The 25576-nt window shown below is 71.1% G+C and carries 25 protein-coding genes; 7 read left to right on the forward strand and 18 right to left on the reverse strand.

All coding sequences use genetic code 11. The annotated features are described in order from the left end of the window. Positions 1-11: 11 nt before the first annotated feature. Both ABZT18_RS06885 and ABZT18_RS06890 read right to left on the reverse strand, forming a co-directional pair. Positions 12-344, reverse strand: coding sequence for a hypothetical protein (locus tag ABZT18_RS06885; RefSeq protein ID WP_354995659.1), 333 nt, complete (start codon positions 342-344; stop codon positions 12-14). Continuing rightward, complete coding sequence (locus tag ABZT18_RS06890; protein ID WP_354995660.1) at positions 341-763, reverse strand: YbaB/EbfC family nucleoid-associated protein; 423 nt, start codon at positions 761-763, stop codon at positions 341-343. The genes ABZT18_RS06885 and ABZT18_RS06890 overlap by 4 nt, the downstream gene beginning before the upstream one ends. Before the next feature lie 79 nt (positions 764-842). Between ABZT18_RS06890 and ABZT18_RS06895 the strand changes: the two genes are divergently transcribed. Next, positions 843-2084: an SUKH-3 domain-containing protein gene (locus ABZT18_RS06895; RefSeq protein ID WP_354995661.1), complete on the forward strand. Its 1242-nt coding sequence runs from the start codon at positions 843-845 to the stop codon at positions 2082-2084. Positions 2085-2116: 32 nt separating this feature from the next. Here ABZT18_RS06895 and ABZT18_RS06900 read toward each other — a convergent pair whose 3' ends face one another. Then, entirely contained in the window at positions 2117-3556 is a 1440-nt protein-coding gene (locus ABZT18_RS06900) for an aldehyde dehydrogenase family protein (RefSeq protein WP_354995662.1), read from the reverse strand. Positions 3557-3699: 143 nt separating this feature from the next. On the opposite strand from ABZT18_RS06900, the gene ABZT18_RS06905 reads away from it, so the two are divergent. Together ABZT18_RS06905 and gabT are read left to right on the forward strand one after the other, a co-directional pair. Next, on the forward strand, positions 3700-5136 hold the full coding sequence (locus ABZT18_RS06905; RefSeq protein WP_354995663.1) for a gamma-aminobutyraldehyde dehydrogenase: 1437 nt from the start codon (positions 3700-3702) through the stop codon (positions 5134-5136). A 3-nt stretch (positions 5137-5139) separates the two neighbouring features. Beyond that, positions 5140-6411, forward strand: coding sequence for a 4-aminobutyrate--2-oxoglutarate transaminase (gene gabT / locus ABZT18_RS06910; protein WP_354995664.1), 1272 nt, complete (start codon positions 5140-5142; stop codon positions 6409-6411). 38 nt (positions 6412-6449) lie between these two features. Here gabT and ABZT18_RS06915 read toward each other — a convergent pair whose 3' ends face one another. The 6 genes from ABZT18_RS06915 to ABZT18_RS06940 all read right to left on the reverse strand — a co-directional run bounded on the left by ABZT18_RS06915 (position 6450) and on the right by ABZT18_RS06940 (position 11826). Further along, entirely contained in the window at positions 6450-7124 is a 675-nt protein-coding gene (locus tag ABZT18_RS06915; protein ID WP_354995665.1) for a hypothetical protein, read from the reverse strand. A gap of 58 nt (positions 7125-7182) precedes the next feature. Next, positions 7183-7860 (reverse strand): M15 family metallopeptidase, encoded by a 678-nt coding sequence (locus ABZT18_RS06920; protein ID WP_355250756.1) that lies wholly within the window; start codon positions 7858-7860, stop codon positions 7183-7185. Continuing rightward, the gene (locus ABZT18_RS06925; protein WP_355250759.1) at positions 7857-8987 is read right to left on the reverse strand and encodes a D-alanine--D-alanine ligase family protein; all 1131 of its coding nucleotides are present in this window, start codon (positions 8985-8987) and stop codon (positions 7857-7859) included. Before ABZT18_RS06925 ends, ABZT18_RS06920 begins: the two co-directional genes overlap by 4 nt. Continuing rightward, positions 8984-10027, reverse strand: coding sequence for a pyridoxal-phosphate dependent enzyme (locus ABZT18_RS06930; protein WP_355250762.1), 1044 nt, complete (start codon positions 10025-10027; stop codon positions 8984-8986). Before ABZT18_RS06930 ends, ABZT18_RS06925 begins: the two co-directional genes overlap by 4 nt. Before the next feature lie 72 nt (positions 10028-10099). Beyond that, positions 10100-11164, reverse strand: coding sequence for a HAMP domain-containing sensor histidine kinase (locus ABZT18_RS06935; protein ID WP_355250765.1), 1065 nt, complete (start codon positions 11162-11164; stop codon positions 10100-10102). Beyond that, complete coding sequence (locus ABZT18_RS06940) at positions 11161-11826, reverse strand: response regulator transcription factor (RefSeq protein WP_354995670.1); 666 nt, start codon at positions 11824-11826, stop codon at positions 11161-11163. Before ABZT18_RS06940 ends, ABZT18_RS06935 begins: the two co-directional genes overlap by 4 nt. Before the next feature lie 238 nt (positions 11827-12064). On the opposite strand from ABZT18_RS06940, the gene ABZT18_RS06945 reads away from it, so the two are divergent. The 3 genes from ABZT18_RS06945 to ABZT18_RS06955 are packed head-to-tail and all read left to right on the forward strand — an operon-like array spanning position 12065 to position 15240. Further along, on the forward strand, positions 12065-13342 hold the full coding sequence (locus ABZT18_RS06945) for a GAF domain-containing protein (protein ID WP_355250768.1): 1278 nt from the start codon (positions 12065-12067) through the stop codon (positions 13340-13342). 48 nt (positions 13343-13390) lie between these two features. After that, complete coding sequence (adh, locus tag ABZT18_RS06950) at positions 13391-14896, forward strand: aldehyde dehydrogenase (protein WP_354995672.1); 1506 nt, start codon at positions 13391-13393, stop codon at positions 14894-14896. Further along, positions 14893-15240 (forward strand): DUF779 domain-containing protein, encoded by a 348-nt coding sequence (locus ABZT18_RS06955; protein WP_354995770.1) that lies wholly within the window; start codon positions 14893-14895, stop codon positions 15238-15240. The genes adh and ABZT18_RS06955 overlap by 4 nt, the downstream gene beginning before the upstream one ends. Positions 15241-15545: 305 nt before the next feature. On the opposite strand, the gene ABZT18_RS06960 is transcribed toward ABZT18_RS06955, so the two are convergent. After that, complete coding sequence (locus ABZT18_RS06960) at positions 15546-15992, reverse strand: DUF559 domain-containing protein (RefSeq protein WP_354995673.1); 447 nt, start codon at positions 15990-15992, stop codon at positions 15546-15548. Positions 15993-16100: 108 nt separating this feature from the next. Here ABZT18_RS06960 and ABZT18_RS06965 point away from each other — a divergent pair, with 108 nt between their 5' ends. After that, on the forward strand, positions 16101-16253 hold the full coding sequence (locus tag ABZT18_RS06965) for a hypothetical protein (RefSeq protein WP_354995674.1): 153 nt from the start codon (positions 16101-16103) through the stop codon (positions 16251-16253). Between the two features lie 444 nt (positions 16254-16697). On the opposite strand, the gene ABZT18_RS06970 is transcribed toward ABZT18_RS06965, so the two are convergent. The 8 genes from ABZT18_RS06970 to ABZT18_RS07005 all read right to left on the reverse strand — a co-directional run bounded on the left by ABZT18_RS06970 (position 16698) and on the right by ABZT18_RS07005 (position 25540). Next, positions 16698-17486 (reverse strand): G5 domain-containing protein, encoded by a 789-nt coding sequence (locus ABZT18_RS06970; protein WP_354995771.1) that lies wholly within the window; start codon positions 17484-17486, stop codon positions 16698-16700. Between the two features lie 289 nt (positions 17487-17775). Further along, complete coding sequence (gene speB, locus ABZT18_RS06975; RefSeq protein ID WP_354995675.1) at positions 17776-18789, reverse strand: agmatinase; 1014 nt, start codon at positions 18787-18789, stop codon at positions 17776-17778. Further along, positions 18786-19988, reverse strand: a complete 1203-nt coding sequence (locus tag ABZT18_RS06980; RefSeq protein ID WP_354995676.1) for a saccharopine dehydrogenase C-terminal domain-containing protein — start codon at positions 19986-19988, stop codon at positions 18786-18788. Before ABZT18_RS06980 ends, speB begins: the two co-directional genes overlap by 4 nt. Beyond that, complete coding sequence (locus ABZT18_RS06985) at positions 19988-21454, reverse strand: FAD-dependent oxidoreductase (RefSeq protein ID WP_354995677.1); 1467 nt, start codon at positions 21452-21454, stop codon at positions 19988-19990. The genes ABZT18_RS06980 and ABZT18_RS06985 overlap by 1 nt, the downstream gene beginning before the upstream one ends. Continuing rightward, a complete protein-coding gene (locus tag ABZT18_RS06990; RefSeq protein WP_354995678.1) occupies positions 21451-22287 on the reverse strand; it encodes an ABC transporter permease in 837 nt (278 codons plus the stop codon). Before ABZT18_RS06990 ends, ABZT18_RS06985 begins: the two co-directional genes overlap by 4 nt. After that, positions 22288-23202 (reverse strand): ABC transporter permease, encoded by a 915-nt coding sequence (locus ABZT18_RS06995; protein ID WP_354995679.1) that lies wholly within the window; start codon positions 23200-23202, stop codon positions 22288-22290. Continuing rightward, complete coding sequence (locus ABZT18_RS07000; RefSeq protein WP_354995680.1) at positions 23199-24350, reverse strand: ABC transporter ATP-binding protein; 1152 nt, start codon at positions 24348-24350, stop codon at positions 23199-23201. Before ABZT18_RS07000 ends, ABZT18_RS06995 begins: the two co-directional genes overlap by 4 nt. Before the next feature lie 5 nt (positions 24351-24355). Then, complete coding sequence (locus tag ABZT18_RS07005; RefSeq protein WP_354995681.1) at positions 24356-25540, reverse strand: spermidine/putrescine ABC transporter substrate-binding protein; 1185 nt, start codon at positions 25538-25540, stop codon at positions 24356-24358. Positions 25541-25576 lie beyond the last annotated feature (36 nt).

The raw sequence follows: 25576 nt of genomic DNA on the forward strand, positions 1-25576 counted from the left end.
ATCGCCGGTCGTCAGCTCTGGTCGGCGGCCCGACCGAACCGGGCGGCGCTGGCCCCGTCGGTCTGCACGCTCGCATCGACCGCGCGAACCACGTCGCTGCCCAGGTCGGTGAGCCGGTGCCCGACGCCCGCCCAGGCCCGCAGCACGGTCTGCTCGAACCCACGGTAGGTGCGCTCGAACGCGTCGCCGATGTCGTCGCGACCCCATGGCCGGGCACCGCTGGCGGCCTCGATCGCACCACCCACCGCAGCTCGACGGGCCGCCACCGCCTCGCCGGCGAGTGCCAGGTCGGCACCGCCCCGGCGGGCCCGGGACGGATCGAGCCAGAGCTGCCCGTCGGTCATGCCGTCCCCTCACCCCTGCCGAGCACGGCATCGGCCCGGCCGAGCAGCGCGGCGTAATCTCCGGTACGCAGGAAGTCCACCGACCCGGAGCCGGCCGGCATGCTCTCGGCGACGAGGGCGCGGGTGGCGTCGGCGGCGGCGGTCGCGGCGGCGCGGACCGTTTCGGTGATCTTCCGGCCGAGCGCCCCGGCGTCCCGATCCCGGTAGACGGCCGGCGTCAGCTCGACCTGGATCAACTGGCCCTGGGCGCCCACGGTCGCCGTCACCTGCCCGTCGGGCGACCGCCGGGTCACCCGCAGCTCGGCGAGCCGCGTTTGCAGGCTGTCCAAACCGGACCTGAGCTGCTGGTATTGCCCATACACGTCGTCGAATCGGGCCCTTAGCTCGCGATTGGCACCCCGGTCCACCTGTTCGCTCACCGCCGCTCCTCCCGTCACCGTCGGTAGAGCGAGACGATACCGGCCGCCATCGATCCGTGTGGTCCGGTAGTTTCAGTACGTGATCGACCGACAACAGGCCGAGCAGCTTGCCGCCACCTGGGCCCGCCGCGACTCCCAGCGCCTCGGCCACGAGTGCACGGCCATGGTCGACGAGTTCGACCTCGGCTACGTCATCACGTCCGTCGTGTCCACCGAGGTCCGGACGGTCCCCGGTGACCTGCCGACGACCGTCATCGACAAACAGACCGGCACGGTCACCACCTGGCCCCGCGTGCCGAGCACCCTGGTGGCGGAGATGTACCGGCGCAGCCAGCCCGCCGGGCCGACCGCTCCCCGCACTGTCGATCCGTCGAGTCTGCCGGCCCGGGAGATCCATCGGGCGGCCACGCCGAACACCGCTGCGCACCTGACCGTCGACGGGCGAATCTGGACGGCCCAGGGCACGAAGAGCGACGTCCCGCTGAACCATCACCCGCTCGTCCGCACCTACCTGGACCAGCTGCCTCCCGGCGAGCTGGTCCGCGGGGGTGAGTCTCATGCCGAGCTGATCGTGGTCTCCGACGTCCTGCACGAATACGACCACCGCCGGGCCGCCGAGGGCATCGCGCCGATGGGTCGAGCCGAAGCAGCGACACTGCTGGACGGCGCCCGGTTCGAGATCTTCCGGATCCGTGAGCCGGGTGATCCGGCTGGTGGCCCCGCCGACCGGCCCTGCGATTCCTGCATCGCCTTCCTGATGCGCGCCAACGTGTTGCCGGAGTCGGCTCGGGCCTACACCGAGACGTGGCGCGCGCCGACACAGCCCGACCCCGATCCGGGGCGCTTCCCACCGGAGGTTGCCAACGCGCTGGTCGCCGCCGGGTGGGCACCGCACATCGGGGACCAGATCATGGCCGCTGCGGCCGTGCGGGATGTCACGGCGGTGCCGGGGCTGACCCATCAGCACGCGGTCTTTCCCGCCGCCGTGGAGGCGCTGACCGCCTTTCCCAGCCTGGTCGGTGCTCGGCGCGGCCGGGGCGAGCAGGTGTGGATCTCCCGTTTCGACATCCGCCCGCACACCATCGCGCACACCGCCGACACCCTCGCGGACTTCGGCGCGGTGCTCGGCGTACGACTCTTCCCGATCGGCACCGAGCAACAGGACAGCATCCTGGCGGTGGACGAACGCGGCCGGGTCTTCGCGCTCGATCAGGCCGGCGAGTGGTTCCTCGGCGACACCATCGACGCCGCGCTGACCACTCTGCTGCTCGGCCGCGCCCCCGCCCGGGTCCGCGACGACGGCACCTGGCAGGCCGACTAGAGCGCGAGGCCGACCTAGAGCATGAGGCCGACTTAGAGCGCGAGGCCGGTCAGCACCATGACCCTCGGCTCGGTGTAGTCGTCCATCGCGCTGCGCAACCCCTCCCGGCCGACGCCGCTGCCCTTGACCCCGCCGTACGGCATCTGGTCGGCGCGGTACGACGGCACGTCGCCGACGATCACCCCGCCCACCTCCAGCGTGCGGGCGGCGGAGAAGGCAACGTCCAGGCGACGGGTGAACACGCCAGCCTGCAGGCCGTACGCCGAATCGTTGACCGCGGCGAACGCGGCCTGGTCGTCGGCGACCGGCGTGACCACCAGCACGGGCCCGAAGACCTCTTCGGCGACGACCTTGGCGTCGGCCGGCACGCCGGTGAGCACGGTCGGGGGGTACGTCGCGCCGTCGCGGACGCCGCCCACCTCGACGGTGGCGCCAGCGGCGACGGCCTCGGCCACCCACGACTCGACCCGGCGGGCCGCGTCCTCGGACACCATCGGCCCGACGTCCGTCAGCTCGGAGGTGGGATCACCGGTCCGCAGCTCACGCACCGCCGTCGCCAGCCGGGGCAGGAAGTCGGCGTAGAGCGTGTGGTGCACGTACACCCGCTGGACGGCGATGCAGGACTGGCCGGCCTGGTAGTTGGCGAAGGTCGCGATGCGCTGCGCGGCGAAGCCCAGGTCCTCGTCGGACGTCCAGTCCGCGCAGATCACCGCCGCCGCGTTGCCGCCCAGTTCCAGCGTCACGTGCTTCTGGGGCGCCTCGCGGCGGATGGCCGCGCCGACCGGTCCGGAGCCGGTGAACGACACCACCGGCAGCCGGGGGTCGGTGACCAGCTCGGCGGCGCGGTCGTTGGGCAGCGGCAGCACCGAGAACATCCCCTCCGGGAGGTCGGTCTCGGCCAGCAGCTCGCCGAGCAGCAGCGCGGACAGGGGCGTCGCGGGTGCGGGCTTGACGATGATCGGCGCGCCGACGGCGATGGCCGGTGCCACCTTGTGCGCGACGAGGTTGAGCGGGAAGTTGAACGGCGCGATGCCCAGCACCGGCCCTCTCGGCACCCTCCGGACCAGCGCGATCCGCCCGTTGGCGGCGGGGTCGGTGTCGAGTCGTTGCAACTCCCCGGAGAAACGCCGGGCCTCCTCGGCTGCCCACCGGAAGGTCGACACCGCCCGCCCGACCTCGGCGCGCGCCCACTTCAGCGGCTTGCCGTTCTCCGCGGTGATCAGGGCGGCGACCTCTTCGGCACGCTCGGCGAGCCGCCGGGACACGTGGTCCAGGGCCGCCGCGCGGGCGTGCGCGGGCAGGCCCGCGGCCTGCGCGGCCACCCCGGCCGCCGCGCCGACGGCGGCTTCGACCTGGTCGGTCGTGGCGAACGTGGTACGCCCCACCGGGCGACCGTCGTACGGGTGGTGGACGGTCAACTCCCCCTCGCCGGAGGCGGGGCGGGAGGCGACGAAGAAGGCTGTGGGCTCCACGCCGAGCAGCGTAGACGAGAGAGCAGCCGACGGAAACAGTCGCCAGAACCCTTGTCTGCCGCGAATTCAGTAGCGAAGATGGCAGACAGATTGCGATAACCGCCGCAGAACCGCGCCCCCGGCCCCCTCGGAGTGATCCCGTCATGAGTGACCAGCAGCAGCTGCGCAACTTCGTCAACGGCTCCTACGTCGACCCGGCCGAGGGCGGCTACGCCGACCTGATCGACCCCTGCACGGGTGAGGTGTTCGCCCGCGCCCCGGTCTCCGGCACCGCCGACGTGGACGCGGCGATGAGTGCCGCCGCCACCGCCTTCGAGAGCTGGCGGGAGGTCACCCCCGCCGAGCGGCAGAGGGCGCTGCTCAAGCTCGCCGACGCCGTGGAGGCGCGTGCTGCCGAGCTGGTCGACGCCGAGGTCCGTAACACCGGCAAGCCGCGCCAGCTCACCGCCGAGGAGGAGCTTCCCCCGGCGGTGGACCAGTTCCGGTTCTTCGCCGGCGCGGCCCGGATGTTGGAGGGGCGCTCCGCCGGGGAGTACATGGCCGGGCACACCTCGTACGTGCGGCGCGAGCCGATCGGTGTCTGCGCCCAGGTCACCCCGTGGAACTACCCGTTGATGATGGCGGTCTGGAAGATCGCCCCGGCGCTCGCCGCCGGCAACACGGTGGTGCTCAAGCCGTCGGACACCACGCCCGTGTCGACACTGCTGCTCGCCGAGATCGCCGCCGAGTTCTTTCCGCCGGGGGTGTTCAACGTGGTCTGCGGCGACCGGGACACCGGTCGTACCCTCGTGTCGCACCCGACCCCGCAGCTGGTGTCGATCACCGGCTCGACCCGCGCGGGCATGGAGGTCGCCGCCGCGGCGGCCCCCGACCTGAAGCGGACCCACCTGGAGCTGGGCGGCAAGGCCCCGGTGGTGATCTTTGACGACGCGGATGTGGCGGCGGCGGCCGAGGCCATCGCGATGGGCGGCTACTTCAACGCCGGGCAGGACTGCACGGCGGCGACCAGGGTCCTGGCCGGGCCGGGCATCCACGACGACTTCGTGGCGGCGCTCGCCGAACAGGCACGCAGCACGAAGACCGGCGCCCCGGACGACGCCGACGTGCTCTACGGCCCGCTGAACAACGCCAACCAGCTCGCCCGGGTCAGCGGCTTCGTGGACCGACTGCCGGACCACGCGGCGATCCAGACCGGTGGTTCCCGGCAGGGCGAGCGCGGCTACTTCTACACGCCGACCGTGGTCTCCGGGCTGCGCCAGGCCGACGAGATCATTCAGGACGAGGTGTTCGGCCCGGTCATCACCGTGCAGCGCTTCTCCGACGAGGACGAGGCGGTGCGCTGGGCCAACGGCGTCGACTACGGCCTGTCGGCGTCGGTCTGGACGAGAAACCACGGCCGGGCGATGCGGATGACCCGGCGACTGGACTTCGGGTGCGTCTGGGTGAACACGCACATCCCGTTCGTCTCCGAGATGCCGCACGGCGGCTTCAAGCACTCCGGGCACGGCAAGGACCTGTCGGTCTACAGCCTGGAGGACTACACCCGGATCAAGCACGTCATGCACAACATCGAGGGCTGACCCATGCCGAGTTCGGAGGATCTGCACAAGCGTCGTGGCGGTGCCGTCGCGCGGGGAGTCGGCAGTGTCATCACGTCCTACGTGGACAGCGCTGCCGGTGGGACGCTCACCGACGTCGACGGACGGGAGTGGATCGACTTCGCCGCCGGCATCGCCGTGACCAGCGTCGGCAACTCGGCGCCGAAGGTGGTCGAAGCAGTCCGGGCGCAGGTCGAGCGGTTCACCCACACCTGTTTCATGGTCGCGCCGTACGAGTCGTACGTGGCGGTGTGCGAGCAGCTCAACGCGCTGACGCCGGGCGGGTTCGAGAAGCGGTCGGCGCTGTTCAACTCGGGCGCGGAGGCGGTGGAGAACGCCGTGAAGATCGCCCGGCACGCCACCGGACGGCCGGCGGTGGTGGTCTTCGACCACGCGTACCACGGCCGGACCAACCTGACCATGGCGTTGACCGCGAAGAACATGCCGTACAAGCACCGGTTCGGGCCGTTCGCCGGGGAGATCTACCGGGTGCCGATGTCGTACCCGCTGCGCGACGGCGGGCTCTCCGGTGCGGACGCGGCGGCACGGGCGATCGAGATGGTCGAGAAGCAGGTCGGCGCGGAGAACGTCGCCGCGCTGCTGATCGAGCCGATCCAGGGTGAGGGTGGCTTCGTGGTGCCCGCGCCGGGTTTCCTACCGGCACTGCGGGACTGGGCGACGGCGGCGGGGGTGGTCTTCGTCGCCGACGAGATCCAGACCGGCTTCTGCCGTACCGGCGACTGGTTCGCCTGCCAGCACGAGGGCGTCGAGCCCGACCTGGTTGCCCTGGCCAAGGGCATCGCCGGTGGCCTGCCACTGGCGGCGGTGACCGGCCGGGCCGAGCTGATGGACGCGGTGCACGTCGGCGGGCTCGGCGGCACGTACGGCGGCAACCCGATCGCCTGCGCCGCCGCGCTGGCGACCATCGAGACGATGCACGAGCTGGACCTGGCCGGCGCGGCCCGCCGAATCGAGTCCGTGCTGGTTCCCCGGCTACGGGCCATCGCCGAGCGGGATCCCCGGGTCGCCGACGTACGCGGTCGGGGCGCGATGCTCGCCGTGGAGCTGGTGCAGCCGGGCACGCTCACCCCCGACCCGGTCGCCACGGCGGCGATCTCGGCCGCCTGTCACGCCGCGGGTCTGCTCACCCTGACCTGCGGCACGTACGGCAATGTCCTGCGCTTCCTGCCCCCGCTGGTGATCTCCGACGAGCACCTCACCCGCGGCGCCGACATCCTCGACGCCGCCTTCGGCTGAGCGAACGAGGGGCCCTGCTCACACAGGGCCCCGAGACGTCAGCGGAGCACTTCGACCGTGTTGCGGCGGATCAGGTTCTTGCCCGGCTCGCGGATCTGGTCCATCGCGGCGGAGTTGAGCAGCACGCAACTGCCCGACGGGCCGGTCACCGTCACCGTCGTCGCCCGGTTGTTGTCCAGGTTGGTCACCCGCAGCCGGGTGCCCACCGGGAACTGCCCGCTGGTCGCCGTCGGCGCCCCACCCTCGGCAAAGAAGGTGATCGACCCCGAGCAGGCGGAGCCGGGTGCCGGACCCGGCACGCCGGGCGAGGCGGCACCGGGACGGACCGTACCGGCGGCCGGCTGCCCGACCTGCGGGGCCGCACCGTCCAGGCGTTCCACCACGTTGCGGCGGATCACGTTCTTTCCCGGCTCGCGGACCAGTTCCATCGCGGCGGCGTTGAGCAGCACACAACTACCCGACGGGCCGGACACCGTCACCGTGGCCGCCCGGTTGTTGTCCAGGTTGGTCACCCGCAGCCGGGTACCCACCGGGAAACGGTCGCTGGTCGCCGCCGGCGCCCCGCCCTCCGCCGAGAAAGTGACCGAGCCGGAGCAGACGGACGAGCGTGCCGGAGCGGTGTCGGCGAACCCGAAGCTGGTCCCCACCGCCACACCCGCCGCGGCGAGCACCGCCACGGTCGCCGCCAGCACGTGCCTGCGCTGCACCCTCATCGCCGTCACTCCCGTCCTCGGTGGTGTCCTTCACTCCCCTGGTACGGACGGGAGCGCACTACCGTTCAGCCGGCACGGGTATCGATCGTGCGACGGCCAGGTCCACCGGCCCGTACCGGGTGTGCGGCGCCCCGGTGGCCAGCGCCCAGTAACGGTCCCCGTACGACCAGTGCCACCACTCGGTCGGGTAGTTCACCATCCCGGTGCCGCCGAGCGCGTCCACCATGATCTGCCGGTGCCGGCGGGCGGTCGCACCGATGGCGGGCGCGTCGGTGAAGCAGGCGTCCGCGCTGTCCTCCGGGGTGGCGTCGACAGCCGTGCCCAGGTCCAGTTCGACGCCGTCGTCGGTGCACAGCGTCAGGTCCACCGCCCCGCCCGTGCTGTGCGGCGCCACCTCGACCGGTGAGACGAACTTGGCGGTCTCCCGGTGCAGCCGCTCCGGGGACCAGTCCGGGTGCCGTCGGCGCAGCTCGTCCCGGTAGCCGGTGAAGATGGCCAGCTGCGCCTGATACGGCCGGTATCCCTCGACGACCAGCAGGCGCATCCCGCTGGGCAGGGCACGCTGCGCAGCCAGCAGACGGTCCACGACTTCGGCGCGCAGCCAGGCGTACGCCCCGGCGGGGTCGGCCGCGCGGCCGTCGAGCCGCAGCTCCGGCAGCTCGGTCAGGTCCACCAGCGGGTCGCCGTCGTCGGCGTTGGGCACCGCGGCCACCCGGGGATCGGAGAGCAGGATCATCGGACGCTCCCCACGTTGGTCGCTGGCCGTTCCGCGTGCCGGACACGGGCCAACTCGACAAGTCGGTCCACCACCTCCCGGTAGCCGACGCCGGCAGCAGCCCACACCTTCGGGTACATGGAGTGCGCGGTGAAGCCGGGCATGGTGTTCAGCTCGTTGACGTACAGCTCGCCGGCCGTCTCGTCGTAGAGGAAGTCGACCCGGGCCAGGCCCCAACCGCCGATCGCGGCGAACGCCCGGAGTGACAGCTCACGGATCCGCTCGGTCACCTCGCTCGGCAGCACGGCGGGGACGATCATCGGGTCGGCGTCGCCGAAGTACTTCTGCTGGTAGTCGAACCAGCCGCCGGCGACCCGCACCTCGCCGACCGCCGACGCCTCGGGGCGCCAGCCGCCGAGCACCGCGCACTCCAACTCCCGGCCACTGACCCCCTGCTCGACCATGACGAGCTGGTCGTGGCGAAGCGCCTCCTCCACGGCGGCGGCCAGGTCGTCGCCCGCGCCGACCCGGGAGATGCCGATCGACGATCCCATGCTGGCCGGCTTGACGAAGAGCGGCCGGCGCAGCCCGAGCACCAGCTTCTCCGGGTCATCGGCCGCGCGACAGGTGTGCGCGTCGAACGCGACGTACGGTGTGACCGGGATGCCCTCGGCGCGCAGCGCCCGTTTCATCGCCACCTTGTTCATGCCGACCGCGGAGGCGAGGATGCCGCACCCGACGTACGGCACGTTCAGTGACTCCAGCAGCCCCTGCACCACACCGTCCTCACCGAACGGGCCGTGCAGCACCGGGAAGATCACGTCAAGCTCGGCGTGCACCGCGCCGGGGGCGTTACCGGCCGACACCTGCACGACGCCCGGACGCGGACCGGCCCGCAACTCGACCGCCGGCCCGGTCACCGTCAGACGGTCATCGATGGCCCGCTCGCCGGCCGGCCGGTCGCGCAACTCGGCCAGCAGCGCGTCAGGCAGCAGCCGAAACCCGCCGCTGCGGGTGACACCGATGGCGACCGTGCGGTACCCGCCGCCAGCGAGCGCCCGGACCACCCCGAGCGCGGACGCGCAGGACACCTCGTGCTCCGCCGGCGGTCCACCGAACAGAATTCCGATCCGAGTTGGGGCGCTCACGCCGCCACCCCTTCCACAGTCGTCACCTCGGCGGGCCGCTGGACCGCCAACCGGGCCACCAGCGCGGCCTCCACGTTTCCGCCGGTCAGCACCACGCCGACCGTTCGCAGCCGATCGGGCGCCACACCAGCTCGGGGGATCACGCCAGCTCCAGGGGCCAGCCGGAGCGCGCCGGCCAGGCCAGCCGCCCCGGACGGCTCGGCGAGCACCTTGAGTTCCATCAGGATCAACCGGAACGCCGCCCCGATCTCGTCGTCGTCGACCCGGACGACCCCGTGCAGCGCGTTCCGCACAATGGCGAACGGCAGCTCACCCACGCAGGACGGCCGCAGCCCGTCAGCGATCGTGGGCGACGGCGCGACCGGGACGCGCTCACCGGCCGCCAGGCTGCGGGCGAGCGAGTCACAGCCCACCGGCTCCACGCCGTACACCTCGATGCCGGTGCCGGCGGCGGCCAGGCACGCGCCCGCCACCCCACCACCACCACCGACCGGTACGACCAGCGCGTCCAGCGGTGTGCCCGCGCGCTCGGCCTCCTCGATCAGCTCCAGGCTGGCGGTGCCCTGACCGGCGATGACGTCCGGGTGGTCGTACGCGTCGATGACGGGGTGACCGCTCTCGTCGCTGAGCCCGTGGGCCACCGCCACCCGCTCCTCGACGCCGGTGCCGGCGAGCACCACCCGCGCCCCCGCCGCGCGCGCCCGGTCGACCTTCGTCGGTGCCGCGTCCACCGGCAGCACCACGGTCGCCGCGAGCCCGTGCTGCCGGGCCGCCAACGCCACCGCCACCGCGTGGTTGCCGGTGCTCTGTGCGATCACCCCGGTGTGCCCGGCCACGGCGAGCCGGCCAACTGCCCGCAGCGCGCCCCGCATCTTGTAGGAGCCGCCGTTCTGGAGGTTCTCCGCCTTGAACAGGACTCGAGCCCCGGCCAGTCCGTCGATCACCGGGGACCGCAGCACGGGTGTGCGGACCACTCGGCCGGCAAGCCAGCGGGCGGCCTCCTCGACATCGGCCGGGACCTGCCCAACGGTGCGTGACATCGTTTTTCCTTTCGGGCACACCACAGGTGGGATCCAGCGGTACGCGGACCCCGGGGACGGTGGGTGGGAGCGCTAGGTCGGGTCGGGTAGCTGGACGTCGACCCGCAGGCCGCCGTGCTCGGCGGGCCGGGCGGCGATGATGCCGTCGTGCGCCTGGGTGATCGAGCGGGCGATGGCCAGGCCCAGGCCCGCGCCTCCGCCGTGCGAGGTGCGGTCCCGTGCGAGCCGGCGGAACGGCTCGAAGAGACCAGCCACCGCCTCGGCCGGTACGGGCTGACCGGTGTTGACCACCGACAGCGCGGGCACGCCGCTCACCGCAACGGTCAGGGAACCGCCGCGCCGGTTGTACTTGATTCCGTTCTCCACCAGGTTGGTGATCAGGCGCTCCAGCAGCACCCGCTCACCGACGACGACCCGGGGTACGAGATGGGTGTCGATGGTGACCGCGGCCTCCCGGGCGCGGTCCTGGTATCCGGCGAGCACCGCCTCGACGATCGTGTCGAGCCGCTGCGGTATCCGTGAGCGCAGGCCCTGGTCGCTCTCGCTGAGCGCGAGCAGGCCCTCGATCAGCCGCTCGTTGCGCTCGTTGGTCTCCAGCAGCTGGCTGGTCAACAGCTCCAGCTGCTCGCCATTGAGCGTGCGGGCCATGCCGACCTCGATGAGCGTCCGCTGCACCGCCAGGGGAGTACGCAGCTCGTGCGAGGCGTTCGCGGCGAATCGCCGCTGCCCCTCGTACCCGGCGGAGACACGTTCCATCATCTCGTCGATGGCACGGGACAGCAGGGCCAGTTCGTCGCGGCCCCGGGGCCGGATTCGGTGACCGAGGTTCTGCGGGCCCAGGTGCCCGATCGGCCCGGCCAGATCTCGGACCGGGCGCAGGCACCACGCCGCGCCGAACCAGAGCGCCATCAGAGTGGCCAGGACCACGAACAGCACGGCCAACACGGGCAGCACGAACGCCCCCGGGCGCACGTTCGCGCACATCGTGATCAGCCCGGGCACCGGCAGGTCGCACGCCTGCTGGCCACGGACCCAGATCAGCTCGTACAGCCACCTGCCGACCGCCGGCAGCACCGGCCCCACCAGCAGCGCCAGCAGGCCCACCAGCAGCACTCGACGGCGGGGCGTCCAGCTCACGCCGTGCCACCGATGCGGTAGCCGGCCTTCGGAACCGTGTGGATGACCGCGGGATCGCCGAGCTTCTTGCGCAGGGTCATGACGGTGACCCGTACGGCGTTGGTGAACGGGTCCGCGAACTCGTCCCAGGCCTGCTCCAGCAGGTCCTCGGCGCTGACCACCTGGCCGTCCGCGCGCAGCAGCACGTGCAGCACCGCGAACTCCTTCGGGCTCAGCGCGAGCGGGCGGCCGTCCCGGGTGGCCACGTGCCGGCCCACGTCCAGCACCAGACCGGCCTGGGCGAGCACCGGCGGCAGCGCCGGGGTGGACCGTCGACCGAGAGCCTGCACCCGGGCGACCAACTCGGCGAAGGCGAACGGCTTGGTCAGGTAGTCGTCCGCGCCGAGGCCGAGACCCTCCACCCGGTCCCGGATGCCGGCAGCCGCGGTGAGCAGGAGCACCCGAGTGCCGACCTGTGCGTCGGTGATGCTGCGGCACACCTCGTCGCCGGTGTGCCCGGGCATGTCCCGGTCCAGCACCGCGACGTCGTACCGGTTCACCCCGATCCGCTCCAACGCACCGTCGCCGTCGTAGCAGACGTCGACCGCCATCGAGAGACGACGCAGGCCTTCGGCCACCGTGTCCGCCAACAGTCGCTCGTCGTCCGCCACCAGCACCCGCACGATTCCGCTCCCCCGAGTTCGGATTACCTGGCATACCGTCGCAGGCCAGGGTTAAGGGTTCTGTAAGCACCCGCCGAAGCCATCCTCCACGGCAGCGTCCAACGGACAAGCCGCCGCAACCCAGGCGCTGCCGCCTTCGTCCCCGCGCATGCTGTCTGCGTCATCCGTCCCGGGCGACCCCTGGCGGTTGGCGATCGAGGGTGAGCTGCGTCACGATGGGGGCTGAGGAGGTCGCCCGATGGCTGACCCGTGGCTCGCCCTGGAGTTCGGCGTGGATCCGGCGGAGCGGATCGCGGAGGTCGGTGCCGCCCACGAAGCCTTCCTCACCGCCGGCGCCGCGCCGCACCGGGTGCGGGAGGTGGTCCGCCGATCCTGGGAACGCTCGGCACGGCTCGACCCCGAGGCCACCCCACCGGTCGACCTCGCCGACGACGTCCTGGCCGCGTACCGGGCCGCTCACCCGTTGGCCCGAGTGCTGCCGCTCTTCCGGGATCTGCTCGGCGGCATCGCCCAGGACGGCGCGCACCTGATGGCGGTGTGCGACGCGTACGGGCGGCTGCTCTGGGTGGAGGGGCATTCGGGTGTGCTCCGGCACGCCGAGCGGATGAACTTCGTGCCCGGCGCCCTCTGGGACGAGAGGCACGCCGGCACCAACGCCCCGGGCACCGCGCTGGCCGTCGACCACAGCGTGCAGATCTTCGCCACCGAGCACTTCAGCCGCCCAGTCCAGCGGTGGACCTGCGCCGCCGCGCCGATCCACGACCCGGCGACCGGGCGGCTGCTCGGCGCCGTCGACATCACCGGCGGTGACCACCTGGCCAACCCGCAGAGCCTGGCGCTGGTCCGGGCCACCGCCCGGGCCGCCGAGGCGCAGCTCGCCGTCGACCGACCGGTGGAGCCGGGCGTCGCCTTCGTGACCGCGCTCGGCCGCGACGAGGCGGAGCTGCGCATCGACGGACGGCGGATCCGGCTCGGTCGTCGACACAGCGAGCTGCTGGTGCTGCTGCTGCACCATCCCGAGGGCCGCACCGGCGAACAGCTCGGCCTCGACCTCTACGGCGACGACCGACTGCACCCGGTCACCCTCCGCGCGGAGCTGTCCCGGCTGCGCCGGGTGCTGGGGCCGGAGCTGCTCGACTCCCGCCCGTACCGGCTGCGCGGCACCGTCCGGGCCGACTTCACCACCGTCGCCGCACGGCTCGACCAGGGCGATCCGGCGGGAGCGCTCGACGCGTACCCCGGGCCGTTGCTGCCCGGCTCGGACGCACCGGGAGTGACGCGACTGCGCCGGCTGATCGACGGCCACCTCCGCGCGGCCGTGCTGGCCACCGCGGACGCGGCGCTGCTCGCGGCCTGGACCGCGACGCCAACCGGCGCGGACGACCTGGCCGCGTGGCAGGCCCTGGCACGGGCGTTGCCGGCGGGCGCGCCGCGTCGGCCCCTCGCCCTCGCCCGCATCGACCAGCTTGCCGGGGAGTACGACCTACCGCGCGCAACGTCGCTGCAACGTCGCTGAAACTAGCGTCGCCGTCGGCACACCCGCACAACGACGGCGGAGGTAACCATGACGCGCTACGACGCGCCCACCCACTGGCAGTCCCGTTACGACCACTTCATCGGCGGCGAATACGTCAAGCCGCACGGCGGCGACTACTTCGAGAACCCCACCCCGGTCACCGGGCAGACCTTCACAGAGGTGGCCCGAGGCACCGCCCCCGACGTGGAGAAGGCCCTGGACGCCGCGCACGGCGCCGCCGACGCCTGGGGGCGCACCTCGGTGGCCGAACGGGCGCTGATCCTCAACCGCATCGCCGACCGCATGCAGGACAACCTGGAATCGCTGGCCGTGGCCGAGAGCTGGGAGAACGGCAAGCCGGTACGCGAGACGCTGGCCGCCGACATCCCGCTCGCCATCGACCATTTCCGCTATTTTGCCGGGGCGATCCGGGCTCAGGAGGGCTCGCTCGGCGAACTCGACGACGACACCGTGGCGTACCACTTCCACGAGCCGCTCGGCGTGGTCGGGCAGATCATCCCGTGGAACTTCCCGATCCTCATGGCGACCTGGAAGCTGGCGCCCGCGCTGGCCGCCGGCAACGCCGTGGTGCTCAAGCCAGCCGAGCAGACCCCGGCGTCCATCCACTACTGGCTGTCGCTGGTGGCTGACCTGCTGCCGCCGGGCGTGCTCAACATCGTCAACGGTTTCGGCGTGGAGGCCGGCAAGCCGCTGGCGTCCTCGGCCCGGGTCGCGAAGGTGGCGTTCACCGGCGAGACCACCACCGGGCGGCTGATCATGCAGTACGCCAGTGAGAACATCAAGCCGGTCAGCCTGGAACTGGGCGGCAAGAGCCCGAACATCTTCTTCGACGACGTCAGCGCTGCTTCTGACGACTTCCTGGACAAGGCGCTCGAAGGTTTCACCATGTTCGCGCTCAACCAGGGCGAGGTCTGCACCTGCCCGTCCCGGGCGCTGATCCAGCAGGGCCACTACAGCGACTTCCTCGCCGCGGCGGTCTCCCGCACCCAGCAGATCGTGCAGGGACACCCCCTGGACACCGCCACGATGATCGGGGCGCAGGCCTCCAACGACCAGCTCGAAAAGATCCTGTCCTACCTGGACATCGGCCGGCAGGAGGGTGCCCGGGTGCTCACCGGCGGGTCGCGCGCCGATCTGGGCGGCGAGTTGTCGGGCGGGTACTACGTCGAGCCGACCATCTTCGAAGGCGACAACTCGATGCGGATCTTCCAGGAGGAGATCTTCGGACCGGTGGTCTCGGTGACCTCCTTCGCCGACCTCGACGACGCCGTCAAGACCGCCAACGACACCCTGTACGGGCTGGGTGCCGGCGTGTGGACCCGGGACATGAACACCGCCTACCGGGCCGGGCGGGCCATCCAGGCCGGTCGGGTGTGGACCAACTGCTACCACGCGTATCCGGCGCACGCCGCGTTCGGCGGTTACAAGCAGTCCGGCATCGGCCGCGAAAACCACAAGATGATGCTGGAGCACTACCAGCAGACCAAGAACCTGCTGGTCAGCTACTCCACCAAGAAGCTCGGCTTCTTCTGATGCCGATCGTCTCCGTCACCCCCGCAGCGGCCGAGTTGCTCCGGTCGCTGCGGGGGCGGCACGGGCCGCTGATGTTCCACCAGTCCGGCGGCTGCTGCGACGGCAGTGCCCCGATGTGCTTCCCGGCGGGCGAGTTCCGCACCGGCTCGTCCGACGTTCTGCTCGCCTCGCTCGCCGTCGACGGTGTGCCGGAGGCGGTGGACTTCTGGATGTCGAAGTCCCAGTGGGAGCTGTGGAAGCACACGAGGCTGACCGTCGACGTGGTCCCAGGCCGAGGCAGCGGCTTCTCCCTGGAGGCGCCCGACGGCCTCCGCTTCCTAATCCGCTCCCACCTAGCCCCCTAACCCCACCCCACCCCACCACCCCGCCCGCCCTCCGCCCCCACCCGCCCCCGCCCCGCCCCACCCCACCCCGCCCCCGCCCCCGCCCCCGCCCCGCCGATCATGGAGTCGTGGTGGGCAATTAGCCCGCTTATGCACCTTTTGTGAGGCACCACAACTCCATGATCGACGGGGCGGGGCGGGGCGGGGCGGGGTGGGGCGAGGGCGGGGTGGGGCGGGGTGGGGTGGGGTGGGGCGGGGTGGGGTGGGGCGAGGCGGGGTGGGGTGGGGCGGGGTGGGGTGGGGCGAGGCGATTGGAGTAGGGCGCGTTAGGGGCGGAGGAGGGGGGCCAGTGTCGCAATGATGTGGGAGGGGCGGCGATAGAGGTCTACGTCGGTGAAGTGGCGCATCTGCCAGCCGTTCGCGGCCAGCCAGTTCGAGCGGGATCGGTCGGCCCTGAGCCGATCGCGGTCCAGATGGGACGATCCGTCGTACTCGACACCGATCCGGTGATGCCGATAGCCGAGGTCAAGACGGTAAAGCGGCACCCCGTTGCTGTCCAACACCCACACCTGCGGCTCCGGCGACGGCAGGCCGCCATCGATCAACACCAGGCGGAGTTGACTCTCCTGCCGGCACTCTGCCCTAGGGTCAGCGCGTGGTACGAGTTCGCGTGCCTGACAGACACCACGCAGGCGCTTGTGCCGCGCGACCTCGACCCGGAGTTCCTCGGGTCGACAGGCACCGATGCGAAGGCACAGGTCCAGCAGCGGCATCGCGTCCAGCCGACGCAATGATCGGGCCAGGTCGACCGCACACCGAGCGGCGGGGGCACACGGCACTCCATCCAGAAGCACCGGGTCGCGTACCGGCAGCACCGCCTCGTGGGCGACGACCCCCCGGATGTGCGGAACGCACTCCCCGGCCGGCACGATTATGTGCACGTCGGCACTGCGGGCGTCACCGAAGCCGTGCAGCTGCGCACCGGTGTGGAAGCCAACGATGGCAGTGTCCGGCAACCGCTGGAATATCGCTGACAGATGCCCAGGTGAGTGGGCCGAGGGCGCGTAGATGCTCCGCGTCAACCGGCGGAGCCGGGTCTGCCCTGCCAGCCTCCGCACCTGTTCCCGACTGAGGCCCGCAGCGAGTAACTCCGAGTATCGATACAGCGGCTCTACCATGCCCCAGAATCTGCAGCCCTGGCCGGCGAACCCGAGCCCCCAACCCAGCAACCTGTGGACAACCACCACCCCTGTGCACAACCACCAAACAACCGCCATCCGTGCTACAGCCCAAACCCCAAACCCCAACCCACCACTCCGCCGATCATGGAGTTGTGGTGCCGGACAGAAGCTGTAAATCAGTGCTGACCGCCCACCACAACTCCATGATCGACGCGGCTCGGCGCTCCGACGCGGCTCGGCGCTCCGACGCGGCTCGGCGCTCCGACGCGGCTCGGCGCTCCGACGCGAGGGGCTTGGTTAGTCGCAGCCGTAGCCGTCGTTGTCGCGGTCTAGGTCGTAGATGTCGTCGCCGATCACCTTGACGGTTCCCCTCACGTAGGCGGGGCCATTGCCGCTGCCGGGTAAGCAGTCGACGTCGCTGGCTATCGGGACGCAGCCGGAGTAGTTGGGGTCGCACTTCGACTGGGCCTTCTTGGTGCCGACGGCTACGACCTCGGTCACCGGCTGCTTCGTGACGGCGGACTTGACCAGTTTCTTCGCCGTTCGCACGCCGTTCGTGGTGGTCACCTCGTACGTCAGGGTCTTCACACCGTTGACGCCCTTGGTTCGGACGACCCGCTTGCCCTCGGCAAGGGACGAGTCCTTGACGGTCCGCGCGGTGTACCGGATCGTGGCCCGCTCCGTCACGGTCGTCACCTGCACCACGGGTGCGGGGGCGGCATTGGACTGGGCCGGCGAGGCCGAGACCGAGGCCGAGACCGAGGGATCGGCCACGGCGGAGACGGAGGGTTCGGCGACCGGCGACACCTCCTGCGCGGGGGCCTCCTCGGTTGGCTCGGCGGGCGCCGCCACGATGGGCTGCTGCGCTTCCTCGGCGGCGGTGCCGGTCCGGTCGGGTGCCGGCTCGCCGACCATGGCGCCGACGATCGCGGTGCCGGCGCAGCAGAGCAGCAGGAGCGACAGGGCGACCGAGCCGAGGATCACGGCGAGTCGGCTCGCGGGACTGGCCCGGCGGAACCAGTTCGGTCGGGGCCCCCGGCCGGACGACGGCGCGTGCGGCGGGCCAGGGTACGGCGGTGGTTGCATCGTCACGGCGATGAGTGTCGTCGCAAATACTTTCTGCAATATCCACCATCGCGCTTGTCACCTGCGCCGTTCGCTCCGCAAGGGAGATCGTTGGGCGACCACCCCTGCAACGACCGTTATTGATTAGCGACGGACGCGGCACCCCGGGCAACCCCACGGCCGGAACGACAAGGCCGAACGTACAACCGAATTGCGCATCAAAGGCACAGATCGGTGCGCATCGAGCGGGCCTGCGGCCGATCCGCCGACGGTTGCCCGGGTGCCGTCGGGTTGCCGTCACAAAAGCCGCTCAGCGGGCGTCGAGGAGGGGCTGACGCGGGTTCCACCGTGGACCACCGGCGGCGTCGCGACGGCGGCGGGCGATCGCCGAGAGCGCCTCCAGGACCACCCGGTTCCCCAGGTACGCGGTGATGTCCGCATGGTCGTAGGGCGGGGCGACCTCGACCACGTCCACCCCGACCACGGGCAGTTCGTAGCAGACCCGGCGGACGGCGTCGAGCAGTTGCCGGGAGGTCAGGCCGCCCGGTTCCGGGGTGCCGGTGCCGGGTGCCATCCCGGGGTCGACCACGTCCACGTCGACGGAGAGGAACACGCCCTCGCACTCGTCGACGGCGATCGCGAAGGCCTCGGTCAGGCACTCTTCCAGCCCACGCGAGACCAGCTCGGTCATCTCGTACGACCGCATCCGCTGCTCAGCCATCCAGGACAGGATGTCCGGTCCCGGCCAGTAGCCGCGCAGCCCGATCTGGAGGAACCGGTCGCCGCGTACCGCGCCGGACTCGATGAGTCGGCGCATCGGCTGGCCATGCCCGTGCAGTGAGCCGAACTCGATCTCGCCGGTGTCGGCGTGCGCGTCGAAGTGCACCAGCGACACCCGGCCGTGCCCGTGCTGCCGGGACACACCGGTGGCGTCGGGCAGCGCGATGGAGTGGTCCCCGCCGAGCACGACCGGGATCGCTCCGGCCGATGACACGGCATACACCGCTGTCTCCAACGCGGACAACGATCTCTCGATGTCGCCGGAGAACATCTCGACGTCGCCGGCGTCGTACACCCGCAGGTCGCGAAGTGCGTCGACGCGCAGCGCGAGTGACGGGCGGGAGCCGTCGTGGGCCAGATAGCACGCCTGGCGGATCGCCGACGGCCCGAACCGGGTGCCGGGCCGGTGTGAGGTGCCGCCGTCGAAGGGCGCCCCGATGATCACCACGTCGGCGTCGGCGTACGACGCGGGGTCGTCGAGCGTGCACCGGTCCACCCCGAGGAAGGTGATGTCCGGCCCGTACATGGCTCCGTAACGGCTCATCGCTCCTCCATTCCCCAGGGCGAGCCGTAGCCGGTCAGCAGGTCGAGGAAGGGCATCGGGGGCAGCGCCTCCGGCCCGAGCACCCCGGCACCGGCCCACACGCCGGTGGCGAGCAGCTCCAACGCGACGACCGGGTTGACGGCGGTCTGCCAGACCACCGCCTGATGCCCGTACTCCCGCATCGACCACTCGTTGTCGACCACGTGGTAAAGGTAGACCTCCCGGGGCTGCCCGTCCGGGCCGAGGCCGCGCACCCAGGTGCCGGCGCAGGTCTTGCCGCGCATCCGCTCGCCGAGCGTGGCGGGGTCGGGCAGGCTGGCGGCCACCACGTCGCGGGGGGACACCTCGACACCGCGTACCCGCACCGGGGAAACCGCGTCCAGGCCGAGCTTGTGCAACGTCTTGAGCACCTCGATGAACTCGTCGCCGAGGCCGTACTTGAAGGTGACCCGCCTGGCCTTGACCCAGCGCGGGATGAGCAGCACCTCCTCGTGCTCGACGTTGACGCACTCGACCGGCCCGATGCCCTCCGGGAAGTGGAAGACCTCCGGCTCGGAGAACGGTTCGGTGGTGAACCAGCCCCGGTCCTTCTCCCAGACCACCGGCGGGTTGAGGCACTCCTCGATCGTGGTCCAGATGGAGAACGAGGGCGCGAAGGCGTAGCCGTCGACGGTGAGGTTCGCACCGTCCCGGACGCCGATCTCGTCGATCTCGCTGAAGAGTTCGTCGGCGGCGTAGCGGGCGAACACGTCGGACAGGCCGGGTTCGACGCCGATGCCGCAGAGCGCCAGCCGACCGGCCGCCGACCATGCGTCGGCCAGGGCGAACTGCTCGTCGCCGAGCATCACCCCGGTCTCGGCGTACGGGCGGGACGGGTGTGGGTGCGACAACGACATCGCCATGTCGAGGTAGTCCGCACCGGCCGCGAACGCACCGTTGAAGATCGGCATGACGAAGCGTGGGTCGACGGCGTTGAGCACGTGGGTGATCCGGTGCTCCCGGCACAGCGCGGTGACCGCGTCGGCCGCGGAGGCGTCCACCTGGGCCGCGACGAAACGGTCGCCGTGCCCGGCGACCGCGCGCTCGGCGCGGGTGACGTCGTGGTCGGCCACCACCATCGTCTCGAAGAAGGACCGTCGGGCGGCGATGGCTACAGCGGCGGAGCCGACGCCACCGGCGCCGACGAGCAGGACACGCATCAGGAATCAAACCCCAAACCGAAACGATCGAGAGTACGGAGCCAGAGGTCGCGCCGGCCCTCGCGCGCGTCGGCGCGGGCCAGTGACCAGCGGGTGAGGTTGATGCCGATCGCGCGAACGGGTTCCGGCGGGAACGGCAGTGGCTTGCTGCGGACGAGGTCGAGCCGGGTCAACGGGGTGTCCCCGCCGGCCAGCAGGTCGAGCAGCACCCGGGCGCCGAAGCGGGTGGCCCCGACACCGAGCCCGGTGTAGCCGGCCGCGTACGCGAGCCGCCCGCCGTACGCGGTGCCGAAGAACGGGCAGAACCGGGTGCAGGTGTCGATGACGCCGCCCCAGCGGTGGCTGAAGCGCACGTCGGCGAGCTGTGGGAACGTGGTGAAGAAGTGCTCGGCGAGGGCCGTGAAGGTGGCCGGCCGTTGCTCCAGCTCCGGCGCGACCCGGTTGCCGTAGTGGTAGACCGCGTCGTAGCCGCCGAAGAGGATCCGCCCGTCGGACGTGATCCGGTAGTAGTGGAACTGGTTGCCGGTGTCGGCCAACCCCTGCCGGTTGCGCCAACCGATCGCGTCCCGCTGGGCCGGGGTGAGCGGTTCGGTCATCAACACGTGGTCGTAGACCGGCACCACGTACGCGCGCAGCCGGCGCAGCAACGGCGGAAAGGCGTTGGTGGCCAGGACGACCCGTCGGGCTCGCACCGACCCGGGCCGACCGGCGGCCATCGAGCGAACCCGGCCAGGGTCTGCCGGGGAGTCGGCGGGGTCGGTGCCAAGGGTGCTGGCGTGCAGCGCGGCACCGTCGGCGCGCAGCCCGGTGACCCGGGTGTGCTCGTGCACGCGTACGCCGAGGTCGAGGCAGGCGCGGCGCAGCCCCCAGGCCAGCTTCGCCGGGTCCACCATGGCCACCCGGCCGGCGTCGAACATCCCACCCAGGTACGTCGGCGAGTTCACCTCGGCACGCACCTCGTCCCGGTCGAGCAGCCGCACCTGGTGGCCGTAGCGGCGGGCCAGCTCCGCGTCGGCGGCCAGCCCGTCGAGTTGGTACGGCTCGACGGCGACGGCCAGCTCGCCGGTGCGCTCGAAGTCGCAGTCGATGTCGTGGTGCGCGACAGTGGCGGCGATGGCGTCCAGGTTCTCCCGGCCGAGGCGTTCCAGCTCACCGACCTCGCCGGGGAACCGGTCGACCCCGTTGGCGAGCCCGTGGGTGAGCGAGGCGGCGCAGAACCCGCCGTTGCGCCCGGATGCGGCCCAACCGCAGGTCCCGGCGTCGACCAGCAGCACGTCACGGTCGGGGTCGGCCTGTTTGGCCAGCAGGGCGGCCCACAACCCGCTGTAGCCGCCGCCGATCACCAGCAGATCGGCGGTCTGCTGGCCAGCCAGTGGCGGCAGCGGATCGGGGCGGTCGGGGCGGTCCAGCCAGTAGGGCACGGGTGCCGCGTCGGCGAGCGCCCTGCCGGTATGCGGGAGGGTCATGACGACTGGCGCGCTTGACGCGCCGGACCAAGCCGCAGCGCGGCACGACGGACCCGCCGACCACGCAGCGAGCTGAGCCCGACGAGCAGCAGGGCGATCGCGAACATCGCGGTGCCGATGACGTTGACCTGCGGTGGGATGCCCCGCTGGGCAGCACCCCAGACGTACATCGGGAACGTGACCGTGGTGCCGGCGTTGAAGTTCGTGATGATGAAGTCGTCGAAGCTCAGCGAGAAGGCCAGCAGCGCGGCGGCCACGATGCCGGGCAGCACCAGCGGCAGGGTGATCCGCCGGAAGGTCTGCCACTCGCTGGCGTAGAGGTCCATGGCGGCCTCCTCCAGCCGCCGATCCATCCCGGCCAGCCGCGCCTTGACGGTGACCACCACGAACGACACGCAGAACATCACGTGCGCGATGACGATGGTCCAGAAGCCCTGCGGCACCCCGGCGGAGACGAAGAGGGCCAGCAGCGACGTGCCCATCACCAGCTCCGGGGTGGCCATCGGCAGGAAGATCAGCACGTTGATGCCGGACCGGCCACGGAAGCGATGCCGGACCAGCGCGAACGCCATCAGGGTGCCGAGCACCGTGGCGACCACGGTGGCGATGAAGCCGATCTGCACGCTCCGGACGACGGCGTCGCACATGTCCGAGGTGGCGCACGGCTGACGCCAGTTGTCCAGGGTGAACTCGTTGAAGTCGTACGACAGCCGGCTCGACGGCCGGTTGAACGACAGCCCGGCCACCACGAGGATCGGCAGCGCCAGGTAGCCGAGCACCAGCAGCGCCACGATCATCACCCAGCGGTCGGCCAGCCAGCGGGACACCCTCATTTAGAGCACCTCCTCCGTGCCGGCCCTGCGCAGGTAACCGAAGACCACCGCGAGGATCGCCGCCATCAGCAGGAACGACAGCGCGGCGCCCTGCGGGTAGTCCAGTCGGACCAGGAACGCCGAGTCGATGACGTTGCCGATCATGTACTCGTTCGGGGTGCCGAGCAGCTCGGCGTTGATGTAGTCACCGCTGGCCGGGATGAAGAACAGCAGCGTGCCGGCGACCAGGCCGGGCATGGACAGCGGCAGGGTCACCCGGCGAAACGCCTGCACCGGGCTGGAGTAGAGGTCACTCGCCGCCTCCAGCAGCCGGTAGTCCAGCCGCTCCAGGCTCGCGTACAGGGGCAGCACCAGGAACGGCAGGAAGTTGTACGTCAGGCCGAGCACCACCGCGAACGGGGTGGCCAGCAGCCGGCCGTCCGGGGCGAGCAGGTGCACGTCGCGCAGCAGACCGACCAGCGCGCCGTTGTCCGACAGGATGGTCTTCCAAGCCAGCGTGCGGACCAGGAAGCTGGTGAACATCGGCGCGACGACGCAGACCAGCAGGAGGTTCTTCCACCGGCCGGCCTTCTGCGCGATGGCGTACGCCAACGGGTAGCCCAGCAGTAGCGCCAGCACCAGGGCCAGTCCCGCGTAGCCGAACGAGCGCAAAAACTGCGGCCAGTACGCCTGCAGCACGTCCGGGTAGTTGCTGAACGCCCAGGTCATCGCGTACCCGGTGGAGAGCGAGCCGCTCGGGTCGTAGAGGCTGGCCGAGGCGAGCTGGATCAGCGGCACACCGAAGAAGATCAGCAGCCAGGCCGCTCCGGGCAACAACAGCAGGTACGGCAGGAGCCGGTGCCGCCCGGACCGGGCTGCCGGTGGCGCGGGCTGCGGTTGCCCCGATCCGGTGGGCACCTGGGCCAGGAGGGTCACGACGACGCACCCACCGGCTCGTCGAGCACCGGCGACGTCCGGTCGGTGTCGGTGGCGTCCCGGGGCAGCAGGAACGCGTACCGCGGATCCCAGTACGCCACCGCCTCACTGCCGACCGGCACCTGCGCCGACGTTCCGCTGTTGGCCGCGAAGACCGACAGCTCGGTGCCCCAGCCGGTGCGCAGCAGGTACTGCGTGCTGACCCCCACGTAGGAGGCATCGGTGACCACCCCGGTGACGTGCTGATGCCCCGCGGGCACCTGGTCGGCGGAGCCGACCAGATGGAGTTTCTCCGGGCGTACCCCCAGGTGGACCGGACCCTGGTCGGCCCGGGCGCGGCCGGCGGGCACCGAGAAGCGCGCACCGTGTGCCGTCACCGCGACCTCGCCGCCACCGGTGCCGGCGGCTTCGCCGGCGAGCAGGTTGGACTGGCCGAGGAAGTTCGCCACGAACGCGGTGGCGGGGAACTCGTAGATGTCGGCCGGGGCCCCGAGTTGCTCGATCCGACCCGCGTTCATCACCGCGACGGTGTCGGCCATGGTCATGGCCTCCTCCTGGTCGTGGGTGACGTGCACGAAGGTGATGCCGACCTCGGTCTGGATCCGCTTCAGCTCGATCTGCATCTGCCGGCGCAGCTTCAGGTCGAGCGCGCCCAGCGGCTCGTCGAGCAGCAGCACCTGCGGCTGGTTGATCAGGGCACGGGCCAGCGCGACCCGTTGCTGCTGGCCGCCGGAGAGCTGGGCGGGGCGGCGGTTGCCGAACCCGTCGAGTTGCACCAGCGACAGCATCCGCAGCACCTCGTCGTCGACCGAGCGGATGCCGCGTCGACGCAGCCCGAAGGCCACGTTCTCGAAGATGGTGAGGTGCGGGAAGAGCGCGTAGCTCTGGAACACGGTGTTGACCGGTCGCTTGTACGGCCGCAGCCGGGCGATGTCCCGGTCACCGAGCAGCACCTGACCGCTGGTCGGCTCCTCCAGCCCGGCGATCATCCGCAGCGTGGTGGTCTTGCCGCAGCCGGACGCGCCGAGCAGCGCGAAGAACGAGCCCTGTGGAACGGTCAGGCTGAGGTCGTCGACGGCGGTGAAGATGCCGAACCGCTTGGTGAGGTTGGCCAGGCGCAGGTCGCCGGCGGGTGTCTCGCGCGCCATCCCCGTCACGCTCCGATGACCTGCTGGAACTTGCCCTCGTACTCCTTCTCCTGCTTTTCGTCCAGGGCCATGAACACCTTGGACTTCGACAGCAGCGCCTCATCGGGGAAGATCAGCGGGTTGGCGGCCAACTCCGGGTCGATCTTCTCCATCTCGGCCTGGGCGCCCTTGACCGGGCAGATGTAGTTGACGTACGCGGCGAGCTTCGCGGCGACCGCCGGCTCGTAGTAGTAGTTGATGAGCTGCTCGGCGTTCGCCTTGTGGGTGGCCTTGTTGGGCACCAACATGTTGTCGCTGTAGAGCATCACACCAGAGTCGGGCGCCACGAACTGCACCTTTTCGTCCTCACCGGACAGTTGGATGATATCGCCGGACCAGCCGATACACGCGGCGATGTCGCCCTTGGCCAGGTCGGGTGCGTAGTCGTTGCCGGTGAACTTGCGGATCTGCCCGGAGTCGACGGCCTTCTTGAGCTTGTTGAGCGCGTCGTCGAACTGCGCGCTCGTGAAGTTGGCCGGGTCGTGCCCGTTGGAACCGAGCAGCAGGCCCATGGTGTCGCGCATCTCGCTGAGTGCGGTCACCTTGCCCTTGAGGTCGGGGCGGGTGAGCAGCTCGTCGACCGTCCGCAGTTCCTTCGTGACATTGCCGTTGTAGGCCAACCCGGCCAGGCCGGACTGCCACGGGATCGAGATTCGGTTCTCGGTGTCGAAGGGCCGGTTGAGCAGCGACGGAAGCAGGTTGGCCTGCACGTTCGGAATCTTCGCCGGGTCGAGCTTCTGGATCCAGCCGAGCCGGATCATCCGGGCTGCCATCCAGTCGGTCAGCACGATGATGTCCCGGTCGGTGCTCTGGCAGGCGGCGAGTTGGTTCTGCACCTTGCCGAAGAACTCGTTGTTGTCGTTGATGTCCTCGGTGTAGGTGACCTGAATGCCGTTCTTCGTGATGAACTCGTCCAGGCTGGGTCGCTTGGACTCGTCCTTCTCGTCCACGTCCATGTATTGCGGCCAGTTGGAGAAGGCAAGCTTCTTCTCGGACCCGGAGAGGTCCTCGCTGACGCAGCCGGCCTCGGTCTGTTGGGCGCCCTTGGTGCCGCAGCCCGCGAGGCTGCCGCCCATGGTGAGCAGGGCGGCCGAACCGAAAGTGCCGGTGAGCAGTCCACGCCGGGAGAGGGGCCGGAGGGGAGTACGCATGACGACTCCTAAGGGGTCATCGTCGGCGGGCGGGAC

Source organism: Micromonospora sp. NPDC005291, from assembly GCF_040607415.1.
GTDB lineage: Bacteria > Actinomycetota > Actinomycetes > Mycobacteriales > Micromonosporaceae > Micromonospora.

What these genes read in the sequence shown, in the direction of transcription:
- ABZT18_RS06990 (WP_354995678.1), bottom strand. Translation starts at nt 22,287, where the DNA reads ATGAGGGTGTCCCGCTGGCTGGCCGACCGCTGGGTGATGATCGTGGCG.
- ABZT18_RS06970 (WP_354995771.1), bottom strand. Translation starts at nt 17,486, where the DNA reads ATGCAACCACCGCCGTACCCTGGCCCGCCGCACGCGCCGTCGTCCGGC.
- ABZT18_RS06920 (WP_355250756.1), bottom strand. Translation starts at nt 7,860, where the DNA reads ATGATCCTGCTCTCCGATCCCCGGGTGGCCGCGGTGCCCAACGCCGAC.
- ABZT18_RS07000 (WP_354995680.1), bottom strand. Translation starts at nt 24,350, where the DNA reads ATGGCGCGCGAGACACCCGCCGGCGACCTGCGCCTGGCCAACCTCACC.
- ABZT18_RS06885 (WP_354995659.1), bottom strand. Translation starts at nt 344, where the DNA reads ATGACCGACGGGCAGCTCTGGCTCGATCCGTCCCGGGCCCGCCGGGGC.
- ABZT18_RS07005 (WP_354995681.1), bottom strand. Translation starts at nt 25,540, where the DNA reads ATGCGTACTCCCCTCCGGCCCCTCTCCCGGCGTGGACTGCTCACCGGC.
- speB (WP_354995675.1), bottom strand. Translation starts at nt 18,789, where the DNA reads ATGAGCCGTTACGGAGCCATGTACGGGCCGGACATCACCTTCCTCGGG.
- ABZT18_RS06985 (WP_354995677.1), bottom strand. Translation starts at nt 21,454, where the DNA reads ATGACCCTCCCGCATACCGGCAGGGCGCTCGCCGACGCGGCACCCGTG.
- adh (WP_354995672.1), top strand. Translation starts at nt 13,391, where the DNA reads ATGACGCGCTACGACGCGCCCACCCACTGGCAGTCCCGTTACGACCAC.
- ABZT18_RS06915 (WP_354995665.1), bottom strand. Translation starts at nt 7,124, where the DNA reads ATGAGGGTGCAGCGCAGGCACGTGCTGGCGGCGACCGTGGCGGTGCTC.
- ABZT18_RS06930 (WP_355250762.1), bottom strand. Translation starts at nt 10,027, where the DNA reads ATGTCACGCACCGTTGGGCAGGTCCCGGCCGATGTCGAGGAGGCCGCC.
- gabT (WP_354995664.1), top strand. Translation starts at nt 5,140, where the DNA reads ATGCCGAGTTCGGAGGATCTGCACAAGCGTCGTGGCGGTGCCGTCGCG.
- ABZT18_RS06960 (WP_354995673.1), bottom strand. Translation starts at nt 15,992, where the DNA reads ATGCCGCTGCTGGACCTGTGCCTTCGCATCGGTGCCTGTCGACCCGAG.
- ABZT18_RS06980 (WP_354995676.1), bottom strand. Translation starts at nt 19,988, where the DNA reads ATGCGTGTCCTGCTCGTCGGCGCCGGTGGCGTCGGCTCCGCCGCTGTA.
- ABZT18_RS06945 (WP_355250768.1), top strand. Translation starts at nt 12,065, where the DNA reads ATGGCTGACCCGTGGCTCGCCCTGGAGTTCGGCGTGGATCCGGCGGAG.
- ABZT18_RS06905 (WP_354995663.1), top strand. Translation starts at nt 3,700, where the DNA reads ATGAGTGACCAGCAGCAGCTGCGCAACTTCGTCAACGGCTCCTACGTC.